General features: G+C 67.3%; 14 protein-coding genes, 3 pseudogenes and 1 other annotated feature. Of the genes and pseudogenes, 10 read left to right on the forward strand and 7 right to left on the reverse strand.

Features of this window, described 5'->3' with window-relative positions; genetic code table 11:
- Nucleotides 1-4 precede the first annotated feature (4 nt).
- Both WQ56_RS03110 and WQ56_RS19210 read right to left on the reverse strand, forming a co-directional pair.
- A complete protein-coding gene (locus WQ56_RS03110) occupies nucleotides 5-2,320 on the reverse strand; it encodes a two-component regulator propeller domain-containing protein (protein WP_197076413.1) in 2,316 nt (771 codons plus the stop codon).
- Between the two features lie 350 nt (nucleotides 2,321-2,670).
- Nucleotides 2,671-2,959: pseudogene (locus WQ56_RS19210) on the reverse strand (phage integrase N-terminal SAM-like domain-containing protein); the annotation flags it as partial.
- A 179-nt stretch (nucleotides 2,960-3,138) separates the two neighbouring features.
- On the opposite strand from WQ56_RS19210, the gene WQ56_RS18430 reads away from it, so the two are divergent.
- From WQ56_RS18430 to WQ56_RS18435, 3 genes are all read left to right on the forward strand, one after another.
- Nucleotides 3,139-3,432, forward strand: a complete 294-nt coding sequence (locus WQ56_RS18430) for a hypothetical protein (protein WP_156170238.1) — start codon at nucleotides 3,139-3,141, stop codon at nucleotides 3,430-3,432.
- A gap of 87 nt (nucleotides 3,433-3,519) precedes the next feature.
- Nucleotides 3,520-3,930 (forward strand): hypothetical protein, encoded by a 411-nt coding sequence (locus WQ56_RS17890; protein WP_082132152.1) that lies wholly within the window; start codon nucleotides 3,520-3,522, stop codon nucleotides 3,928-3,930.
- Between the two features lie 91 nt (nucleotides 3,931-4,021).
- On the forward strand, nucleotides 4,022-4,432 hold the full coding sequence (locus tag WQ56_RS18435) for a hypothetical protein (RefSeq protein ID WP_156170241.1): 411 nt from the start codon (nucleotides 4,022-4,024) through the stop codon (nucleotides 4,430-4,432).
- Between the two features lie 103 nt (nucleotides 4,433-4,535).
- Here the strand turns inward: WQ56_RS18435 and WQ56_RS17895 are convergent.
- Nucleotides 4,536-5,329, reverse strand: a pseudogene (locus WQ56_RS17895) (IS3 family transposase).
- Nucleotides 4,987-5,102: a sequence feature (AL1L pseudoknot), on the reverse strand. It overlaps the preceding pseudogene by 116 nt.
- Before the next feature lie 263 nt (nucleotides 5,330-5,592).
- Here WQ56_RS17895 and WQ56_RS18440 point away from each other — a divergent pair.
- Complete coding sequence (locus WQ56_RS18440; protein ID WP_156170244.1) at nucleotides 5,593-6,222, forward strand: hypothetical protein; 630 nt, start codon at nucleotides 5,593-5,595, stop codon at nucleotides 6,220-6,222.
- Here WQ56_RS18440 and WQ56_RS18985 read toward each other — a convergent pair.
- The gene (locus WQ56_RS18985; RefSeq protein ID WP_197076414.1) at nucleotides 6,196-6,444 is read right to left on the reverse strand and encodes a hypothetical protein; all 249 of its coding nucleotides are present in this window, start codon (nucleotides 6,442-6,444) and stop codon (nucleotides 6,196-6,198) included. The genes WQ56_RS18440 and WQ56_RS18985 overlap by 27 nt on opposite strands.
- 17 nt (nucleotides 6,445-6,461) lie before the next feature.
- On the opposite strand from WQ56_RS18985, the pseudogene WQ56_RS18445 reads away from it, so the two are divergent.
- Together WQ56_RS18445 and WQ56_RS03135 are read left to right on the forward strand one after the other, a co-directional pair.
- Nucleotides 6,462-7,542, forward strand: a pseudogene (locus WQ56_RS18445) (IS3 family transposase).
- Between the two features lie 767 nt (nucleotides 7,543-8,309).
- A complete protein-coding gene (locus tag WQ56_RS03135; RefSeq protein WP_156170250.1) occupies nucleotides 8,310-9,797 on the forward strand; it encodes a serine hydrolase in 1,488 nt (495 codons plus the stop codon).
- Nucleotides 9,798-9,910: 113 nt separating this feature from the next.
- On the opposite strand, the gene WQ56_RS03140 is transcribed toward WQ56_RS03135, so the two are convergent.
- Together WQ56_RS03140 and WQ56_RS03145 are read right to left on the reverse strand one after the other, a co-directional pair.
- Entirely contained in the window at nucleotides 9,911-13,081 is a 3,171-nt protein-coding gene (locus WQ56_RS03140; protein ID WP_047135667.1) for an efflux RND transporter permease subunit, read from the reverse strand.
- Between the two features lie 121 nt (nucleotides 13,082-13,202).
- Complete coding sequence (locus WQ56_RS03145; RefSeq protein WP_047135589.1) at nucleotides 13,203-14,342, reverse strand: efflux RND transporter periplasmic adaptor subunit; 1,140 nt, start codon at nucleotides 14,340-14,342, stop codon at nucleotides 13,203-13,205.
- 82 nt (nucleotides 14,343-14,424) lie between these two features.
- On the opposite strand from WQ56_RS03145, the gene WQ56_RS03150 reads away from it, so the two are divergent.
- From WQ56_RS03150 to WQ56_RS03160, 3 genes are all read left to right on the forward strand, one after another.
- Nucleotides 14,425-15,108 carry a TetR/AcrR family transcriptional regulator gene (locus tag WQ56_RS03150; RefSeq protein WP_052772804.1) on the forward strand — a complete coding sequence of 228 codons (684 nt, stop codon included), beginning with the start codon at nucleotides 14,425-14,427 and terminating at the stop codon, nucleotides 15,106-15,108.
- Between the two features lie 135 nt (nucleotides 15,109-15,243).
- Nucleotides 15,244-15,906: a protein-L-isoaspartate O-methyltransferase gene (locus WQ56_RS03155; RefSeq protein ID WP_047135591.1), complete on the forward strand. Its 663-nt coding sequence runs from the start codon at nucleotides 15,244-15,246 to the stop codon at nucleotides 15,904-15,906.
- 19 nt (nucleotides 15,907-15,925) lie between these two features.
- Complete coding sequence (locus WQ56_RS03160) at nucleotides 15,926-17,278, forward strand: TolC family outer membrane protein (RefSeq protein ID WP_047135592.1); 1,353 nt, start codon at nucleotides 15,926-15,928, stop codon at nucleotides 17,276-17,278.
- A 15-nt stretch (nucleotides 17,279-17,293) separates the two neighbouring features.
- Here the strand turns inward: WQ56_RS03160 and waaA are convergent, their stop codons facing one another.
- The gene (gene waaA, locus WQ56_RS03165; RefSeq protein WP_047135593.1) at nucleotides 17,294-18,634 is read right to left on the reverse strand and encodes a lipid IV(A) 3-deoxy-D-manno-octulosonic acid transferase; all 1,341 of its coding nucleotides are present in this window, start codon (nucleotides 18,632-18,634) and stop codon (nucleotides 17,294-17,296) included.
- Between the two features lie 150 nt (nucleotides 18,635-18,784).
- Here waaA and lpxL point away from each other — a divergent pair, with 150 nt between their 5' ends.
- Complete coding sequence (lpxL, locus tag WQ56_RS03170) at nucleotides 18,785-19,699, forward strand: LpxL/LpxP family Kdo(2)-lipid IV(A) lauroyl/palmitoleoyl acyltransferase (RefSeq protein WP_047135668.1); 915 nt, start codon at nucleotides 18,785-18,787, stop codon at nucleotides 19,697-19,699.
- The last annotated feature ends 19 nt before the right edge of the window (nucleotides 19,700-19,718 follow it).

The raw sequence follows: 19,718 nt of genomic DNA on the forward strand, positions 1-19,718 counted from the left end.
CGGTTCACTCGGCCGTGCGCCCGTCCCCGAGCCGCGCGCGGGCGCGCGCGACGACCGCCGCGTAGTCGCCCTCGTCGGCACGGCGCTCGCGCGTGGCCCACAGCAGGCACAGCAGGCCGGCGAGGCTCGCCGCCAGCCAGATCCAGTCGCGGCGGTACCACGGCACCGGGCGCTGGAAGCGCAATGTCACCGGGGCCGACCAGTCGCCGTCGAGATAACGCGCCTGCGCCTCAAACCGCAGCTCGCCCCACGGCACGTCGGGCAACAGCAGGCTGCGGCCTGGCCCGGCCTCCACCCAGTCCGCGCCCTCGCCGACGCGATAGCGCACGCGGGTGCGCCCGGGATCGGCCAGCCCGATGACGCCGACCACGATCTCCAGGTTGGCTGCGTCCACGCCGATCTCGGGCAGGTCGAACGGGTCGAGCGCGCGGCCCGACAGCGTCACGCGATCGACGTACGGCGTCGGCGGCCGGCGGGCGGCCGGCTCGAAGCGCGATGGTTCGACCAGCGCGAACCCGCGGATCATCGCGAACAGGTGCCGGCCGTTGGCATCGGTCCGGCAGGCCGAGACGGTACCGCCGTTGAACTCCACCGGGTCGAGCCCGTCGGCGGTGCCGATGGTGGTCAGGCGCGGGCCGGCCGCACCGATCGGGCGCGACAGCAGCACCGACAGGCCGCGGTTGCCGGCCAGCCACAGCCGACCGTCGGGGTCGGGCAGGATGCACGACACGGTGTCATCGAAGAGGCCGTCGGCCGTGGTGTAGCGCTGCACCTTGCCATCGCGGACGTGGACCAGGCCACCGCCGTAGGTGCCGATCCACAGCCCGTCGTCGTCCTCGTGGAGCGCGCGCGCAAACGCCGGCACGCCCTGCTCGGCGGTCCACCGCTCCACGACGGCATCGCCTACCAGCCGGAATGCGCCGCGGTCGCCGACGAACCAGACGCCGCCGGCGCGGGCGTCGACCATCCTGACGATGCTCATGCCCGAGAACGCGGCGACCGGCCGAGCATCGCGCACAGTGCCGTCCTCGTCCACCTGCAGCCGATAAACGTCGCGCAGCGTCGCCGCCCACCAGTCGCCGCCGCGCGAACGCCAGATCCCCAGCATCGCCTCGCCCGGCCAGTGCCAGACGCGCTCCAGGCGCCCATCGCGGACCCGGCCGAGCCCAGCGTTCGAGGTGCCGATCCACAGCGCATCTGTCGCCGGGTCGCGGAACAGGCTGGAGATGCAGGCATCGTCGAGCACCGCCTCGACCGCCAGCCGGCGTGTGCCGCCATCCGCGCGTCGATGCCACAGCCCCGCGCAGCCGAAGCCCATCCACAGCCCGCCACGGCCGTCGTCCTCGACCACCCGGCCGGGGGCCCGCCCGCCGAGGCCGGGTGCGTGCAGCATCGCCACGCGCGCGGACCGCATCCGCCACAGGCCCTGGCCGGTGGTGCCGATCCAGGTGTTGCCCGCATCGTCGAGATGCAGGACGCGCGCATGCAGCGACTCGGCGCCCTGCACCGGCACCTCGCGCCCATCGGCCGCGAGCAGGCGCAGCCCCGACGCCTCGTCCGACACGTGCACACGGCCGTCATTGGAAGGCACCAGTTGGGTCTCGAGCGGCAGGTCGCGCCGGATCAGGGTCCACGCGCCGGTCGAGGGCCGAAAGCGGTACAGCGCACGATCGCTGAGCAGGAGCCACAGCAGATCCGGCGCCGACGCCATCCGGCGAACGACCGCGCGTCCGTCGGGCAACGGCACACGGACGCTGTCGGTCGCCGTCAGCCGCCACAGTCCGTCCCGGCCACCGGCATAGAGCACGCCCTCGCCCATCGGCGCGGCCCAGTCGAACGCGTTGTAGGCATCCACCTGGACCCGGGCCTGCAGCGTCGCGGTGTCGATCCGGAACACGCCCTGGGTGCTCAGCGCCCACACCGCGCCGTCGCCATCGGGATACAGGGCGTTGACCTGGCAGCGTTCCCCGCACACCGGCAACTGCCGGAAGCGGCCGCGCTCGAGCAGGCCGATCCCCGCATCCTGCGTCCCGATCCACAGCCGGCCGTACGCATCCTCGTGCAGTGCGAGGACCCGGTTGCTCGGCGGCCCGTCGTCGCCCGACGCACCCGGGTCGTGCGCATCGGCGCCGTAGAGGCGGAACTCACGCCCATCGAAACGCACCAGCCCGCCGAACGTCCCCAGCCACAGGAACCCGTCGCGGGTCTGCAGCATCGCGTTCACGCTGGCCTGCGGCAGCCCCTGCTCGTCCCCGTAGTGGCGCAGGGTGTTGCGGTAATCGGGATCGAGGCGGTCCTCGACAGGTACGGCTGCGGCCATGAGGGGCGCGGCCAGTACACAGGCCGCGAGCAGCCCTGCGCATCGCCGCAGCATGCCGCGGAGACGGCACGCGGGGCCGGGCGCGCCGGATCGGCGCGCGGCGGGCAGCGACGGACGCGTCGCGTGGACGGGCGCGGCAGGCAAGCGTGGATTCCCCCGGAAGAAGCCGCGGGCGCATCCGGCCGCCCGTTCGGCGCGCAGAGGGTACCGCATGGCGGACCGGGGCGCCTGCGCGAAGACGCGTGGCTGACGATCGGCTGCCTGCCATCACGTCGAGCGTCCGCGCAGCATCGGGGCGGATGCCGTTCTCCATCGTGAGGAGCCGTCCATGAAACACCCGTCACCGCTCGCCCCAGCACTTCGCGATACAGGAACAGCAGCGCGGAGAGCAGCTGGTTCTGCGTTCCGGCCGACACATTCCCCTCCGTGGCCAGCCGGGTCAGGAAACCCTCGACCTCGTCAGCCCCAAGTCACGGGGTGACGTCGCCCGTTCGCGATGACGAACCGCCGGATCCACCCCACGTACGCCTGCTCGGTGCGCAGGCTGTAATGCCGGAGCCGGGGCCGGGCCCGGACCTGATCCCAAAGCCGAGGCGGCTTCGGCGCCGTTACACCTTCGTTCGCGGCGGTGTAACTCATACGTCCGTGTCCATGTCGGATAACGCAGACAGCTTCCGCACCGGCAGCATCCAGTGGAACCCGGCAAGCTATTGATACGGCGTAGGATTTCCCCTCTTCCCACCGTATCGATCATGACCGATACTCGGCGCAACACCGCGTTTAGGCGGTCCAATAGGCGTTAGGCAGCAGAACAACTTATGCCGTACTTCAAGTTCATTCTCTCTGGCCGAGGCATTGACCTGCCATTCGAGGGTGAGTCGGCTGCCGGATTCTTCACCACCAGGCTGATTCGTGCTGCTGACCATGCAAGCGCTGAGTCTTTGGCTAAAGAGCTCGTGCTGTCCGAGTGGCGCTCCGGCGGCACCTATGCTCAAGCAAACCGTGGCTCGCTGCCTGCACTGTCCATCGAGCAGTCAATTCCTGTGGGCTGGATGACCGGCGTCTTTGGTCGCAAACCCTCTGGCTACACCTTCTACCGCCATAAGGACTAGACTGCTGCCTAACAATTCATTCAAGCCGACGCCGATTCGCGGCGCGGCTTAATTCAGGCGTCAGGTGGCCAGAGAGTTGTTCGCAAGATGGACAAACAGGAAGTCATTGCTCTGATTCGTTCTCTTCAACTGCCTGAGACGCAGTATGTTGTCGTTGGCGGGGCCGCACTAACAATTCGCGGAATTCGTGACACGGATGACATTGATTTGGTGGTCACAGCAGAGCTCTTCGAGTTACTCTCGCTCTCTGGCTGGAGCGAAAAGTTGCGGCCAGACGGGAAGCCTGGACTTCGCCTGGGGTGTTTCGAGGCGTATCTCGATGTAAATACCGATAGTTTTGGTAGAGACACCTCATGGCTTATAGATAATGCAGAATCAATACATGGCATTCCATGCGTAGACTTAGAGACGCTGGCTGACTGGAAGCGCGCTTATGGACGCGCCAAAGACCTTAGAGATGTTGAGATCATTGGAACACTTTGTGAGGGGCGGGTGTAATGGCTATGCAGCAGCCACCTAACAATTTATTCAAGCCGACGCCACTTCGCGGCGGGCTTAATTCAGGCGTTAGCCACCACGAAAAAACTCTATGGACTCTGGAACGATCAGCATTCTTCTTAGCTTGGCAGGCCTCGTTTTAGGTTTCGTCGCGGCTTACGGCCAGATCAAGCGTTTCTTTGTCAAGGCGCTCGGACGTGGTGGCGAGGCCATTCGTGCAATCAATGCCCGTGAGGCAGAGCGTGCCACGATGTTCCTTACGTACCCAAGCGCATTTACGGCGTTCGTGGTGCGCCGCGTCTCGTTCGCAACCTTTTTGATATTTCTAGCGCTTAATCTTCCGACGCTCCTCAATCTTTCCTCGCTTGACATGCCCGGTTGGTTCATTACAACGGCAAGACTCATTCCTTCATCACTAGCAGGTCTTCTATTAGGCGGTTTGACATCTGCCTCGTCGGACGTGATCAGAGAGGCGCGTAAAGCAAGCAGTCGTGGTGGCTAACAATTCATTCAAGCCAAACCCGCTTCGCGAGTCGGCTTACTCAGGCGCTAGGCCTCATGGAAGCTGAACCGCCCCGACTTTCTTGGAGGCTGTTTGGTTTGAGTCAGGCCGCCTTGGCCTGACCGGCTTGCTGCCGATAGTAAGCCGCTTCGGCTTCCGCTGGCGGGATGTGCCCGATCGGCCCCAGCAGTCGTTGGTGGTTGAACCAGTACACCCAGTCCAGCGTGGCCAGTTCCACCTGTTCGCGGCGGCGCCACGACTGACGGTGGATCACCTCGGCCTTGTACAGGCCGTTGATCGTCTCGGCCAACGCGTTGTCATAGCTGTCGCCCACGCTGCCCACCGACGGCTCGATCCCGGCCTCGGCCAGCCGCGCATCGCGCCACCTGCCAGCCTTCCCGCAGCAACTGCTTCCAGACCTTGCGCACGCCGTAGACCTGCCGGTTCTCGTCCCAGACCCGGCGAACCTCCACCTCCAGTGCCTAGTCCCGCTGCCAGCGCTCCGGGCGTGCCTCGGGATCGGACTGGCGGACTACGTGGCTGTAATAGGTCGACGGAGCGATCTCCAGCACCCGGCAGATCGGCTCGACTCCGTAGGCGTGGCGCTGTCGGCCACGAAGCCCGTCATGGCTTGAAGCGGCGGTCGAGCTCCGCCTGGGCGAAATACGCCGACGCCTTGCCCAGGATCTCGTTGGCCTGCCGCAGCTCGCGGTTCTCCCGCTCCAGCGCCTTCATCCGTGCCCGCTCGTCCGTCGTCAGCCCCGGCCCCAGCCCCTCGTCACGCTCGGCCCGACGCACCCAGTTGCGCAGCGTCTCGGCCGTACACCCGATCTTCCCGGCGATCGACTCGATCGCCGACCACTGCGAACTGTGGCCGTCCTGGTGCTCCAGCACCATCCGCACCGCTCGCTCCCGTACTTCCTGGAATACTTCACTGGCTTGTTCATGACTCCATCCTCTCAAGAGTTGGAGCCTCCAGGAATCCCGGGGCGGTTCACGTTGAAGCGGCGGTATTGCTTTGACAGCAAAACGGTGGCCAGTCAAGTTGCAGCGGGGGAGTTGGTGGCCGACGATAGCAGTGTGTGGAACACTGGTGGCTGTCACAACAGGCATCCTGTGTGGACCTGACGCCCTGTTGTAATCAGCACTCAAGGACGACCATGAAACAGATCCTCAAAGATGACGATATCGGGCGGTTGGTTGTGACGATGCGCGATCACCGCCATGTCTTTGAACAACGATGGGGGTTGATGACAAACCACAACCGTGACATCAGTGGAATGGGCACTCAGTCGATCACCGTGAGATCTGAAGAGCACTCAGGACATGAAGACCATGACGACAATGTGGTGCGGGTGGTCTTTGACACCACTCCACTATCGCCCGAAAGTCTGGTGCAGTATGAATCTGAGTTGTTCAAAGATGGACGCGATGAAAGTAAGCCAGCCAAAAACCTTGGTGTTTGCGCGTTTTACGTGAAGTCCATCTATTACGGAAAGGGATGGAATGAGGCATTGGCAGACGAATTGAAGGAGCATACCCAAGTGCTGCGCAAGGCAGAAGCATCGCTACAGGTCTGGATCGATCAAGGATGGGGAATGTTGACAGTTTGCTCTCGCATCTTGTGCCGAACCAAAGCTTTGTTTTCGCCTGAAGAATTGAAACTTTTTGCGACCAATGACTGCTCCATCGGTGAATTGAAATCGCGTTTTATCTGCAAGAAATGCGGGGCGCGCAATCCAAACGTCTCAGTGCAGGATCCGTCAGTAATCCAACCCGTGATCCGCTGACCTACTCCGATCTCTGGATTGCTTGTTCTGCATCACAGCAGGCGACTTCTGAAGATATGCCAGCACATCTTCCTGTTGCTCAGGCTTGGCTTGTACTTTGGCCTCTTTTTGCAGCTTCTTGCTTTTTTCTTTCAAGGCTTGGGTGTACTCAGCGATCGTCTCTTTGACCTGCGACGTTCCCCCGCAATTGAGTAGCAGGCTGCTTTGGAGTCCAATTCCCAACGAGAAGGAGATTGGACGTGAAAAAGCGTTTCAGCGAAGAGCAGATCATCGGCTTCCTGCGTGTAGCCGAGGTCGGTCTACCGGTCAAGGAACTGTGCCGCCGGCATGGCTTCAGCGAGGCGTCGTACTACTTGTGGCGCAGCAAGTTCGGCGGAATGAACGTGTCCGAGGCCAGGCGCCTGAAAGAGCTGGAGACCGAGAACGCGCGCTTGAAGAAGCTGCTGGCCGAGCAGGTCCTCAAGAACGAAGTGATCAAGGACGTGCTGCGAAAAAAATGGTGAGCGCACCGGCTCGTCGGGAGCAGGTGCGCTGCATGGCAGGCAAAGGGTTCAGCGAGCGGCGCGCTTTGCGCGTGGTCGGCATGAGTGCGAGCGCGCTGCGCTACGTACCCCGCCCGGATCGCAATGTCGAACTGCGGTTGCAGATCCAGGCCTTGGCGCATCGGCACAAGCGCTACGGCGTGGGCATGATCTATCTCAAGCTGCGGCAAAGCGGTCACGCCGTGAACTACAAGCGCGTGGAGCGGCTGTATCAGCAGGCAAAGCTGCAGGTGCGACGCCGCAAGCGCAAGAAGGTGCCGGTGGTTGAGCGGCAACCGCTGATCCGTCCGACTGCGGCCAACGATGTGTGGTCGATGGATTTCATCTTCGATCGCACGGCCGACGGACGTGTCATCAAGTGCCTGGTAATCGTGGATGACGCAAGTCACGAGGCCGTGGCAATCGAAGTCGAGCGTGCGATCTCGGGCCACGGCGTCAGCCGCGTACTGGACCGCCTGTCACTCAGCCGTGGTCTGCCGAAGGTGATCCGGACCGACAACGGCAAGGAATTCTGCGGTAAGGCCATGATGGCGTGGGCGCACGAACGTGGCGTGCGTTGCGCCTGATCCAGCCGGGTAAACCGAACCAGAACGCTTACGTCGAATCGTTCAACGGTCGCCTGCGCGATGAATGCCTCAACGAGCACTGGTTCCCGACACTGCTACACGCTCGGACAGAAATCGAAGGCTGGCGGCGGGAATGCAGCGAGGAACGACCGAAGAAGTCACTTGGCGGGCTGACACCCGCGCAACGACTGGTAGCAAAGTCGCTACGATAAGCCCGGACTCCAAACAGCCCCGCCACTGAAAGCGGGGGGGGACATCGCAATCTCAGCGTGGCAATAGCCATGCAAGCGGGCGCGCGGCCTAATTCAGGCGTTATACGGCACAGAGGGGATATGGCTACTGAGAAGGAGCTCGATCGAGCACTCGCGGCGGAGTTAGAGTCCAATCCTGTCTTCTTGGAATGGTTTGTATCCCAGACAAAGTTTTCGGGATGCAACGCGACTTTCCATAGTTGTCGGGCCGATCATCCCTGGGGCACACATCCGTTCCCAAGCACCGATCCAGCTACCGGAAAGAGCATCACAGTCAGACGTCAATCTGAGACTGATGTTCTGCTTGTCGTGTCGGATCGCGACAGCCAATTGCACGGCCTACATATCGAGAACAAGATAGGAGCTGGCAAGTTCATGGATCTCCAGCCAGAGATGTACGCTCATCGTGCGGCCCACTGGATCGGTAACCCGCGGTATGGCAACTACGCCGACTTTGTAACAGTCCTGCTTGCTCCGGATGAATTTCAGCAACGCAACGCTGCGCAAGCAGCGCTTTTTGACTGTTTCATCTCCCATGAGGCAGTGGGGCACTACATACCGCTGTTTCGGGGTGTATCGAGTGCCGCATAACAATTCGTTTGAGCCGACGCCACTTCGTGACGCGGCTTGACTCAGGCGTTAGCCAGCCCACACGCGATGCATCGCCCTCGATCATCAGTCCAGGAGGTTTCGTGCAGTATTCACTACGAATCTTTACTGCGTGCGTCGTGCGTACGGCTGCCCTCGCCTGCGCAATCGTTCCCGATGCAGTGGCGCAAGAGACATACTGGCCGACGCACGAATGGCGCAACTCGTCCCCGGAAGCCCAGGGGATGGATTCGGAGGTACTCGCCGACGCGCTCGACTACGTTCGCGACCATCAGACGCCGATCCACAGCCTGACCATCGTTCGCAACGGGCATGTCGTACTGGATGCATATTTCTGGCCGTTCCAGGAGGGACAATTGCACGATCTCGCGTCCGTGACGAAGAGCGTGACGTCGACGCTCGCCGGGATCGCGATCGGCAGGCACGCGTTGGAACTGCGCCAGCCGCTGACTGCAGTGTTCGATCAACGCAGGATCGCGAACCTGGATGAACAAAAGAGGCGCATGACCATCGAGCATCTGCTTTCGATGACCTCCGGATTGGACTGCGAAGCCGGCCGTGGTGAAATCACCCTCTCGCAGATGAGGGAAAGCACCGACTGGACCCAGTTCATGCTGGATCTGCCGATGCGTGATGAACCTGGAAGTCGTTTCGAGTACTGCTCCGGTGGCATGCACCTCCTGTCCGCTGCGATCACGGAAGCGACGGGCCTGAGTGCGCTCGACTTCGCGCGCCGCGAGCTGTTCGGTCCACTCGGCATCGGCAACGCAGCATGGCCGGCCGATGACCACGGGGTTTCGTATGGATGGGGCGATCTTCATCTCGAGCCCCTCGATATGGCCAAGTTGGGCTATTTGTGGTTGAACAACGGCCGATGGGAAGACCGGCAACTCGTCCCGGAGGAGTGGATGCGTGCTGCCGTCCAGGCGCAGCCGCAGCCGGCACGCAACGGTCAGAAGTACGGATATGGCCTCTGGGTCTATCCGGATAGGCATCCGCGGCTGTTCGAGGCGGAAGGTCGGGGCGGCCAACGCATCAGCGTCACCCCGGAGAAGAACGTCGTCGTCGTGTTCACGGGCGGAGAGTTCGAGCCCGGCGACATTGGCGCCTTCATTCTTCGCGCTATCAAGTCCGATCAGCCCTTGCCGGAAAATCCAGCGGCGGCGGACCGGCTGGCGACTGCTGTAGGAGATGCGGCAACGCCGCCTCGTCCAGTGGCATTCATGTCACCGATGGTGAGTACGGTTTCGGGCAGACGGTACACGCTCGCCGAAAACCCGCTTGACCTGAAATCTTTCGTCCTCACGTTTTCGGGAGCCGAGGACGCACACCTTCAGCTCGAGCTTGGCGATCGCATCGATCCGCCGAGGCCGATCGGGCTGGACGGCGTTCCGCGCGTGCCTTCAGGCGGCGAATTCGGCGCGCCCGTCGCAGTAAGCGGCAGGTGGGAGAGCGACAGCACCTTCGTTGTTGAGTACAACGAAATCGGAAACATCAACATGTACCGGTTTCGGCTGAGATTCTCTGGCGATGATGTCGACGTGCAACTGAGCGAACGATCGCAGGTGATTCCAAGCGCACGATTCCATGGAACATCCGTCAACTAGAGTGCATCAGTGGCACGCGCCACATCGCATCACGTCATTGCTGATCGTTCGATCGCAGCCCCCGCGGCCTTAGGAACGAAACAGGTCCGTCCCACACGGTCGTACACGCGCCTTCACTCACCCGCACGCGGCCGCTCGTCCTCGCGCACCCGGAACCACGCCGCATACAGCGCCGGTAGGAACGTCAGCGTCAGCAGCGTGGCGACCGTCAGTCCACCCATGATCGCGACCGCCATCGGGCCGAAGAACACGCTGCGGGAGAGCGGGATCATCGCCAGGATCGCGGCGAGTGCCGTCAGCACGATCGGCCGGAACCGGCGCACGGTGGCGTCGATGACCGCGTCCCAGCGCGCGTGGCCGGCGGCGATGTCCTGCTCGATCTGGTCGACCAGGATGATCGAGTTGCGCATGATCATGCCCGCCAGCGCGATCGTGCCGAGCATCGCGACGAAGCCGAACGGCACCCGGAACACCAGCAGGAACAGGGTCACGCCGATCATCCCCAGCGGCGCGGTCAGCATCACCAGCGCACTGCGCGAGAAGCTGCGCAGCTGCAGCATCAGCAGCGTGACCACGACGAACAGGAACAGCGGCAGCCCGGCCTTGATCGAGTCCTGGCCCTTGCCCGAATCCTCGACCGTGCCACCGGTCTCCAGGCGGTAGCCCGACGGCAGGTCCGCGCGAATGTCCTCGAGCGTGGGCAGGATCTGGCCGACGACGGTCGGCGGCGTGACGTCGCCGCGCACGTCCGCGCGCACGGTGATCGTCGGCAGCCGGTCGCGGTGCCAGATGATGCCGTCCTCGAACGTCGACTCCAGCCGCGCGACCTGCGACAGCGGCACCGGGCCGGCGGCACCGGGCATCGCCAGGCTGTCGAGCCGCTCGAGCGCGACGCGCTCGTCGGCGGGTCCACGCATGACGATGCCGATCAGTTCGTTGTCTTCTCGGTAGGTGCTGATCTGCTGGCCGGACAGCGAACTCGACAGGAACTGCGCGATCTGCTGCGAGCTCACGCCGAGCACGCGGGCGCGCTCCTGGTCGACGACCAGGCGCACGATGCGGCTGGGCTCGTCCCAGTCGAGGTTGACGTTGGTCACGTGCGGGTTCTCGCGCACCTTGGCCGCGATCGCGTCGGCGATGTCGCGCACGCGCTCGACGTGCTCGCCCGAGACGCGCAGCTGCACCGGATAGCCGACCGGCGGGCCGGTTTCGAGCCGCGTGACGCGCAGCTGCAGTTCCGGGAACGCCGGCGCGATCTCGTCGATCAGCCAGGTGCGCAGGCGCTCGCGGGCCTCGACGTCGGTCGCGGTCACGACGAATTGCGCGAAGTTGGCCTGCGGCAGTTGTTGGTCCAGCGGCAGGTAGAACCGCGGCGAGCCGGTGCCGATGTACGCCACGCGGTTGTCGACCCCATCCTTGCCGTCGAGCAGCGCGTCCAGCCGCGCGGCCGCGGCCTCGGTCGCGCGCAGCGAACTGCCCTCGGCGAGCTCGACGTCGACCATCAGCTCCAGCCGCGTCGAATCGGGGAAGAACTGCTGCGGCACGAAGCGGAACAGCAGCAAGGAGGCGACGAACAGCGCCACGGTCGCGCCGATCACCAGCCAACGATGCGTCAGCGACCAGTGCAGCCAGCCGCGGAAGCGGCGGTAGAACGGGCGCTGGTAGGGATCGTGGTCGTGCGCATGCGGATCCCGGGGCGCCAGTGCGAACGCGAAGGCCGGCCAGCGGTCCGCGGCGCGGCGGCGCGCGTCGCGCCAGCGCGCGGGCAGCGAACCGGGGCGCGGCGGCTGCGGGTTCGCGAGGTCGGGCAGCATCTTCTCGCCGAGCAGCGGGATGAACAGCACTGCCGCGATCCACGACACCACCAGCGCGATCGTCACGACCTCGAACAGCGAGCGCGTGTACTCGCCGGTGCTCGAGGCCGCGGTCGCGATCGGCAGGAAACCCGCTGCGGTCACCAGCGTGCCGGTCAGCATCGGGAACGCGGTGTGGGTCCATGCGTAGCTCGCCGCCTTGAGCCGGCTGTCGCCCTGCTCCATGCGGATGGCCATCATCTCCACCGCGATGATCGCGTCGTCCACCATCAGGCCCAGCGCCAGCACCAGCGCGCCAAGCGAAATCTTGTGCAGGCCGATGTCGAACAGGTCCATCGCGGTGAAGGTCATCGCCAGCACCAGCGGGATCGACACCGCGACCACCAGGCCGGTGCGCAGGCCCAGCGACAGGAAGCTCACCAGCAGCACGATCACCACGGCCTCGGCGAGCACCTTGACGAACTCGCCGACCGAGTCGCGCACCGCGCGCGGCTGGTCGGAGACCTTGCGCAGCGCCATGCCCGCCGGCAGCGTTTCCTGCAGCCGCGCGAACTCGGCCTCCAGCGTCCGGCCGAGCCGGAGGATGTCGCCGCCGTCGTGCATCGCCACCGCGATGCCGATCGCGTCCTCGCCCATGAAGCGCATGCGCGGCGCGGCCGGATCGGCGAAGCCGCGTTCGACGGTTGCGATGTCGCCCAGCCGCACGGTGCGGTCGCCGGCGCGGATGGGGAACGCGCGGATCGCCTCGACCGAGTCGAACGCGCCGTCCACGCGCAGCTGCACGCGCGCGTCGGCGGTCTCGAAGAACCCCGCCGGCACCATCGCGTTCTGTTCCGACAGCGCCTGCTGCACCGCCGACATCGGGATACCGAGCGTCGCCAGCCGCGTGTTGTCGACCTCGATCCAGACCTTCTCGTCCTGCAGGCCGACCAGTTCGACCTTGCCGACGTCGTCGACCTGCTGCAGCGCGCGCTGGATGCGGTCGGCGTAGTCCTTCTTGATCGCGTAGTCGAAGCCTTCGCCGGTCAGTGCATAGATGTTGCCGAAGGTGTCGCCGAATTCGTCGTTGAAGAACGGGCCGACAATGTCCTGCGGCAGCTGCGCGCGCAGGTCGCCGACCTTCTTGCGCACCTGGTACCAGAGCGCGGGAATCTCGTCGGAATGCATCGAGTCGCGCGCGAAGAAAATCACCTGCGACTCGCCGGGCCGCGAGTACGAGCGCAGGAACTCGTAGTCGCCGGTTTCCATGAGCTTGCGCTCGATGCGCTCGGTCACCTGCCGCGAGACCTGCTCGGCCGTCGCGCCCGGCCACTGGGTCTGGATCACCATCGCCTTGAACGTGAACGGCGGGTCCTCGGACTGGCCCAGCCGCCCGTAGGACCAGATGCCCGCGATCGCGACGACGAGCATCGCGTAGAGCACCAGGGTGCGGTTGCCCAGCGCCCATTCGGACAGGTTGAAGCGGTTCATGCGCATGTGCCCCGTAGGAGCGCGCTCGCGCGCGATGGCTTCATCGGGAAAGCCTCATCGCGCGCGAGCGCGCTCCTACGCGGACACGGCGTCGGACGCGACGAACTGGCGATGGCGGCAGTCATCGTGCCGCCGCCGGCGTCGGCGCGTCCTGCTGGACGGGCCGATTGTCGCGATCGACCGGCGCGACCGCCTGGCCCTCACGCAGCAGGTGGCCGCCGGCGGCGACGACCAGCGCGTCGGGCGCCAGCCCCGACAGCACCGGCACGGTCTGCGCACCGAATGCGCCGGTCTCGACCGGCACCGAGCGCAGCGTGCGGGTCTGCGGGTCGACCACCCAGACCGCCTTGCCGCCATCGGGTCCGGGCTGGATCGCGGTCAGCGGCAGCTGCAGCGTGTCGCCGGCCCCGAGCTCGAAGTGCACGCGCGCGCTCTGGCCCAGTTCGACACCGTCGCGGACATCGTCGTCGACCGCCACGCGCGCGGCGTAGGTGCGCGACTGCGCGTCAGCGGCCGGCGCGATCTCGCGCAGCGTGCCCGGCAGGCGCACGCCGGGCCGGTTCCACAGCTCGATCCAGGCGCGCTGGCCGACCGAGAACGCGGCGATGCGCGACTCGGGCAGCGCGATCAGGACCTCGCGACCCTCGTCGCCGGCGAACGTGAAGATCGTCTGGCCGGCGGCCACGACCTGCCCCGCCTCGGCCTGGCGGCTGGCGACGACGCCGTCGCGCGGTGCCAGCAGCCGGGTGTAGCCGGCCTGGTTGCCGGCGACGTCGGCCTGGGCGCGCGCCGTGCGCAGCTGCGCCTGCGCCGCGCGGTAGGCCGCGTCCTGCGCGTCCATCGTCGAGCGGCTGACCAGTTGCTGGTCGACGAGCTGGGCGTAGCGCGCGCGGTCGGTGCGCGCGCGGGCGTACTCGGCCTCCGCCGCGGCCAGCTGCGCCTGCGCCGACTGCGCCTGCAAGCGCAAGTCGCCGGGGTCGATCTCGGCGAGCACCTGGCCGCGCCGGACCCGCGCGCCGGCGTCCACCAGCCGCCGCACCAGTTGCCCGCCGACCTGGAACGACAGCGGGCTCTCCTCCCGCGCCCGGACCTCGCCGGCGAAGGAAAGGTCCTCGCCTTCGGCCGCCTGGGTCGGGGTGACGACCAGCACCGGGCGGGCGGTCTCCGGCGGCGCGGCCTCGGGCCGGCAGGCACCCAGCAGCAGCGCCGCGACCAGGGCGACCCCGCAGCGGGCGGGAACAACGGACGGGACGCGGGGCATCGGCTTCTCGGCTGGGCGCGGGCGGATACGGGACCGTATCGTATATTTTCAGAACTGGCTGGTATAGTATTGAACCATGAGCATGCGTGCGCCCTCCGCCTCCGCTTCCCCGCCCGAATCCCGCGGGCCGGCCGGCCCCGGCCGCCCGAAGGATCTGGCCAAGCGTGCCGCGATCCTGGAGGCGGCCGAGCGCATGTTCCTGCAGCAGGGCTACGAGGGCGTGAGCATGGACCAGATCGCCGCCGAGGCGGGGGTCTCCAAGCTCACCGTCTACAGCCACTTCGGCGACAAGGACACCCTGTTCACCGAGGCGGCGGCCGCGTACTGCGAGCAGCAGATGCCGGCCTCGGTCTTCGAGCCCGCCCCCGGCACGCCGCTGCGCCAGCGCCTGCTGGAGGTCGCCGAGGCTTTCTTCACGATGATCAGCGCGCCGGAGGCGGTGGCCGGCCACCGCCTGCTGTGCACGCCGCAGATGGTCGAGAAGCGCCTGGCCCGCCGGTTCTGGCAGGGCGGCCCCGAGCGCGTGCAGTCGGCGTTCACCGCGCTGCTGCGGCGGCGCATCGAGACCGGCGACCTGGACATCGAGGACGCGATGGTGCCGACCGCGGCCGCGCAGTTCTTCGTGCTGGTCAAGGGCGACCTGCACCAGCGGATGGTGCTCGACTGCGAGGACGCCGGGGACTGCGCGCGCCAGCGCCGGGCCCACGTCGAGGCCTCGGTCGACATGTTCCTGCGCGCCTACGGCCGGCCGCGCCGCGGCCGCTGACCCTGCCTGCCCACGGGGGCGGCGTGCCGACAGGGCCGGTGACTTCCGGCACTGCGTCCGCGCCGGGCGCCCCGCGATGATCACCCTGCCCGCGACCGCTAGAATTGCGCGCTGGCGAACAAGGAAACCGCAACGATGACGATCGACTACGCCAAGGCCCGCGCGGCGATGGTGGAACAACAGGTCCGGCCCTGGGACGTGCTCGATGCACGCGTGCTCGAGACGATCTCGCGCGTGCCGCGCGAGGCGTTCGTCGCCGATGCCCGCCGCGCACTGGCCTACGCCGACCTCGAACTGCCGATCGGCCATGGCGAGACCATGCTCAAGCCCGTCGTCGAAGGCCGCGCGCTGCAGGCGCTCAAGCTCGCGCAGGGCGACGAGGTGCTGGAGATCGGCACCGGCAGCGGCTACCTGGCCGCGTGCCTGGGCCACCTGGCCCGCGACGTCGTCAGCCTGGAGCGCCACGCCGACCTCGCCGACGCCGCGCGCGCACGGCTGCAGGCCCAGGGCATCGCCAACGTCGAGGTCGTGCACGCCGACGCCTTCGCCTGGAACACCGAGCGCCGCTTCGACGCGATCTGCGTCGGCGGCGCCGTCGACAGCGTGCCCGCGCGTTTCGTGCAGTGGCTGCGCCCCGGGGGCCGCATGTTCATCGTCCGGGGCCAGGCGCCCGCGATGGAGGCCGTCCTGGTACGCCGCGAGGGCGAGGACGTCAACGCGCCGCGCGTCGAGTCGTTGTTCGAGACCGGGCTCGCCTATCTCGCCGGTGCCGCCCCGGTGCCGCACTTCTCCCTCTGATCGACCGAAGGACTCCCCGATGTTCCGCCGCCCCCTGTTCCTGTCGCTCGCGCTCGCGCTGACATCCGGCCCGCTGTTCGCCGCCGATCTCGTCCAGACCTACGAACTGGCCCGCACCAACGACCCGACGCTGTCGATCGCCGAATCCCAGCGGTTGTCGACCCGCGAGGGCGCGGTGCAAGCGCGCGCGAACCTGCTGCCGCAGATCGGCGGCAGCGCGTCGCTGACCGACAGCCGCGTCGCCGGACTGTCTGGCAAGGCGCGCACGCGTAGCTACGGCGTCAACGCCGGCCAGGTGCTGTTCGACTGGGGCCAGATTTCGACGCTGCGCTCGCAGCGCGCGCTGAGCACGGCGGCCGACTTCCAGCTCGATGCCGACAACGATGCGCTGATCACGCGCACCGCGGCCGCGTATTTCGACGTGCTGATCGCGACCGAGACCCTGGCCGCCGCCGAGGCTGCCGAGGCCGCGTTCAAGCGCCAGTTCGACTTCGCCGACAAGCGCCTGGAAGTGGGCCTGGCGCCGATCACCGACGTGCACGAGGCCCGCGCGCAGTACGATGGCGCGCGCGCGAACACGATCCTGCAGCGCAACGCGCTGCAGGACGCCTACCAGGCGCTCGCCGAGATCACCGGACAGCCGGTCACCGACCTGCGCGGCCTGCCCGACGACTTCACCCCGCAGCTGCCCGAGGGCCGCGACGCCGAAGCCTGGGTCGCCACCGCACTGGAGCAGAACCCGCAACTCAAGGCGCTGCAGTACCAGGTCACCGCCAACGAGTACGGCGTCGCCGCGGCCAAGGCCGGGCACCTGCCGACGCTCGACCTGAGCGCCAGCTATGGCAAGAGCGACAGCTGGGGCCGGACCAATGAACTCTCGGTGGGTCGCGAAGGCGAAACCAATAGCATCGGCGTGACATTGACTGTGCCGATCTTCAACGGCGGCAGGATCCAGTCGCAGGTACGTCAGTCGATTGCCCAGCGCGACATCGCCGCCGACCAGTACGAGGCCCAGCGCCGCGCGATCGAGCGCAACACCCGCAGCGCCTACCAGAACCTCGTCGCCGGCATCACCGAGGTCGAGGCGCGCCGGCTGGCGCTGGTCTCGGCCAATGCCGCCTACGAGGCCTCGCAGGTCGGCCTGGAAGTCGGGACGCGTACGGTCATCGACGTGCTGATCAACCAGCAGAACCTGTTCTCGGCGCGCCAGGACTACGCATTCGCCAAGTACAACTTCCTGCAGAGCCGGCTGCTGCTCGAGCAGGCCGCAGGCACGCTGGACATCGGCAACCTGCAGGAGGTCAATCGTCAGCTGACGGTCGACGTCAACGGCGTGCAGGCCTCGACCGGCGACGCCAGCAACACCCAGTAAGCGTCGGCGAACGCGTCAAACCGACGACGGCGCGGATCGAACGGTCCGCGCCGTTGTCGTTTCCGGTGCCGGCAGGTCGCCGGCGATCAGCGCCAGCGTGCGCGCGAGCGCGCCGCGGCCGTTCGCGACCAGCGCGCGGCCGGCCTCGCCCATTGCGGTGCGCGCATCGGCGTCCTCCAGCAGCGCGGCCAGGTGGTCGTGGACCGCGTCGGCGTCGTCGCCGATGCGCAGCGCGCCGGCGCGGCCGAGCTGGCGGGCGATGTCGACGAAGTTCTGCAGGTGCGGGCCGGTCACGACCGGCACCCCGACCGCGGCGGGCTCGAGCAGGTTGTGGCCGCCGATGTCCTGCAGGCTGCCGCCGACGAACGCGACGTCGGCACAGGCGAAGAACGCGCCCAGTTCGCCCAGCGTATCGAGCACGAACACGTCGTCGCCGGCGTCCGGCCAGCGCGTGAACGCACGCGTGGCCACGCGCCAGCCGGCCTCGACCGCAAGCTGCGCGACGCCGCGGAAACGCTCGGGGTGACGCGGCGCCCATACCAGCAGCAGGTCCGGCCAGCGCGCACGCAACCGCCGGTGGATCGCGATCACCGCGGCTTCCTCGTCGGGATGGGTGCTCGCGGCGATCCACACCGGCCCCGCGCCGATGCCCGCGCGGAACGTCGCCGCCAGGGCCGCGACCGCAGCGTCGTCGATCGCGATGTCGTACTTGAGGTTGCCCACGTCGGCCACCTGCTCGCGCGCCGCGCCGAGCTTCACGAACCGGCGGGCATCGTCCGAGGACTGGGTCGCGACCCGGCGCACCGTGCGCAGCGCGCGGCCGACCAGCGGCCGCAGCACGCGGTAGCCGCGCAGCGAGCGCGCCGACAGCCGCGCGTTGACGATGACCGTCGGCACGCCGGCATCGCGGCAGCAGAACAGCAGGTTCGGCCAGATTTCGGTCTCGACGATCAGGCCGATGCCGGGCCGGAACCGGGCCAGGAAGCGCCGCACCGCGCCCGACAGGTCGTAGGGCAGGTACACATGCTCGACCCGCTCGCCCCACAGCGCGCGCACCCGCTCCGAACCGGTCGGGGTGATCGTGGTCACCAGCAGCCGGCGCGCGGGATCGCGCGCGAGCAGCGCGTTGATCAGCGGCGCCGCGGCATTGACCTCGCCGACCGACACCGCGTGCACCCAGACCGGCGTCGGCGTCGGCGCGCTGCGGTAGACGCCGTAGCGCTCGTTCCAGCGCTGCAGGTAGGCCGGTTGGCGGAAGCCGCGCCAGATCAGGTGGTAGACCGTCACCGGCACGAGCACGACCAGCAGCGCCGAATACAGGCCGCGCAACAGTCGTTCGGTGAGGTCGGCGCGCATCGCGACAGGATAGCGGATGGGGGCGGGCGGGGATTCGGGATTCGGGATTCGGGATTCGGGATTCGGGAGACGGGCGAGGGAGGGGCTCGTCGGCGCTTCGCGATGGCACCCGCCGACCGGCGCACGACGCGCAGCTTCTACAATGGCCGCATGTCCACCGCACCCCCGGTCTTCCCGCGTCCCCCGCTCTCTCCCCGGCACTGGCCGGCATGGTGCGGCATCGGGCTGATGGCGCTGGCCGCGCGCCTGCCCTGGCCGCTGCAGCGCGCGCTGGGCCGCGCGATCGGCACGACGCTGCGGCTCGCGCTCGCGGGCCGTCGCAGGATCGCCGCCCGCAACCTCGCGCTGTGCTTTCCCGAACGCGACGCCGCCGCGCGCGAGGCGCTGCTGCGCGCGCACTTCCATGCGCTGGGTATCGGCCTGTTCGAGTTCGCCCGCGCGTGGTGGGGCTCGGTCGAGCCGCTGCGACGCGGGCTGGTCGTCGAGGGCGTCGAGCACATCGAGGCCGCGCGCGCGCAGGGGCGCGGGGTCATCGTGGTGTCGGGCCACTTCACGACGCTCGAGGTCTGCGGCCGGCTGATGTGCGATTACGTGCCGCTGGCCGGCATGTACCGCCCGCACGCCTCGCCGGCGATGGAATGGGCCGTGCGCCGCGGCCGCGCGCGCTATGCGGCGGCGATGTTCCCCAAGCGCGACGTGCGCGGCACGGTGCGCCACCTCAAGCGCGGCGGACTGCTCTGGTACGCGCCCGACCAGGACCCCAGCGGCGGCGACGCGGTCTACGTGCCGTTCTTCGGCCGCCCGGCGCACAGCCTGACCTCGACCCACCAGCTGGCGCGCATGTCGGGAGCGGCGGTGGTGTTCTACCAGCACGTGCGCCGCCCCGACGGCGGCTACACGCTGACGCTGACGCCGGCACCCGAGCCCTACCCGACCGCCGATGCGACCGCCGACACCGCAACGGTGATGGCCGGCGTCGAGGCCATGGCCCGCGCCGCGCCCGACCAGTACCTGTGGATCCACCGACGCTTCAAGCGCCAGCCCGATGGCGTATCGCCGTACTGACGACGCGCCGCCAGAACGC

The organism is Luteimonas sp. FCS-9 (genome assembly GCF_001014645.1).
Classification (GTDB): Bacteria; Pseudomonadota; Gammaproteobacteria; order Xanthomonadales; family Xanthomonadaceae; genus Luteimonas.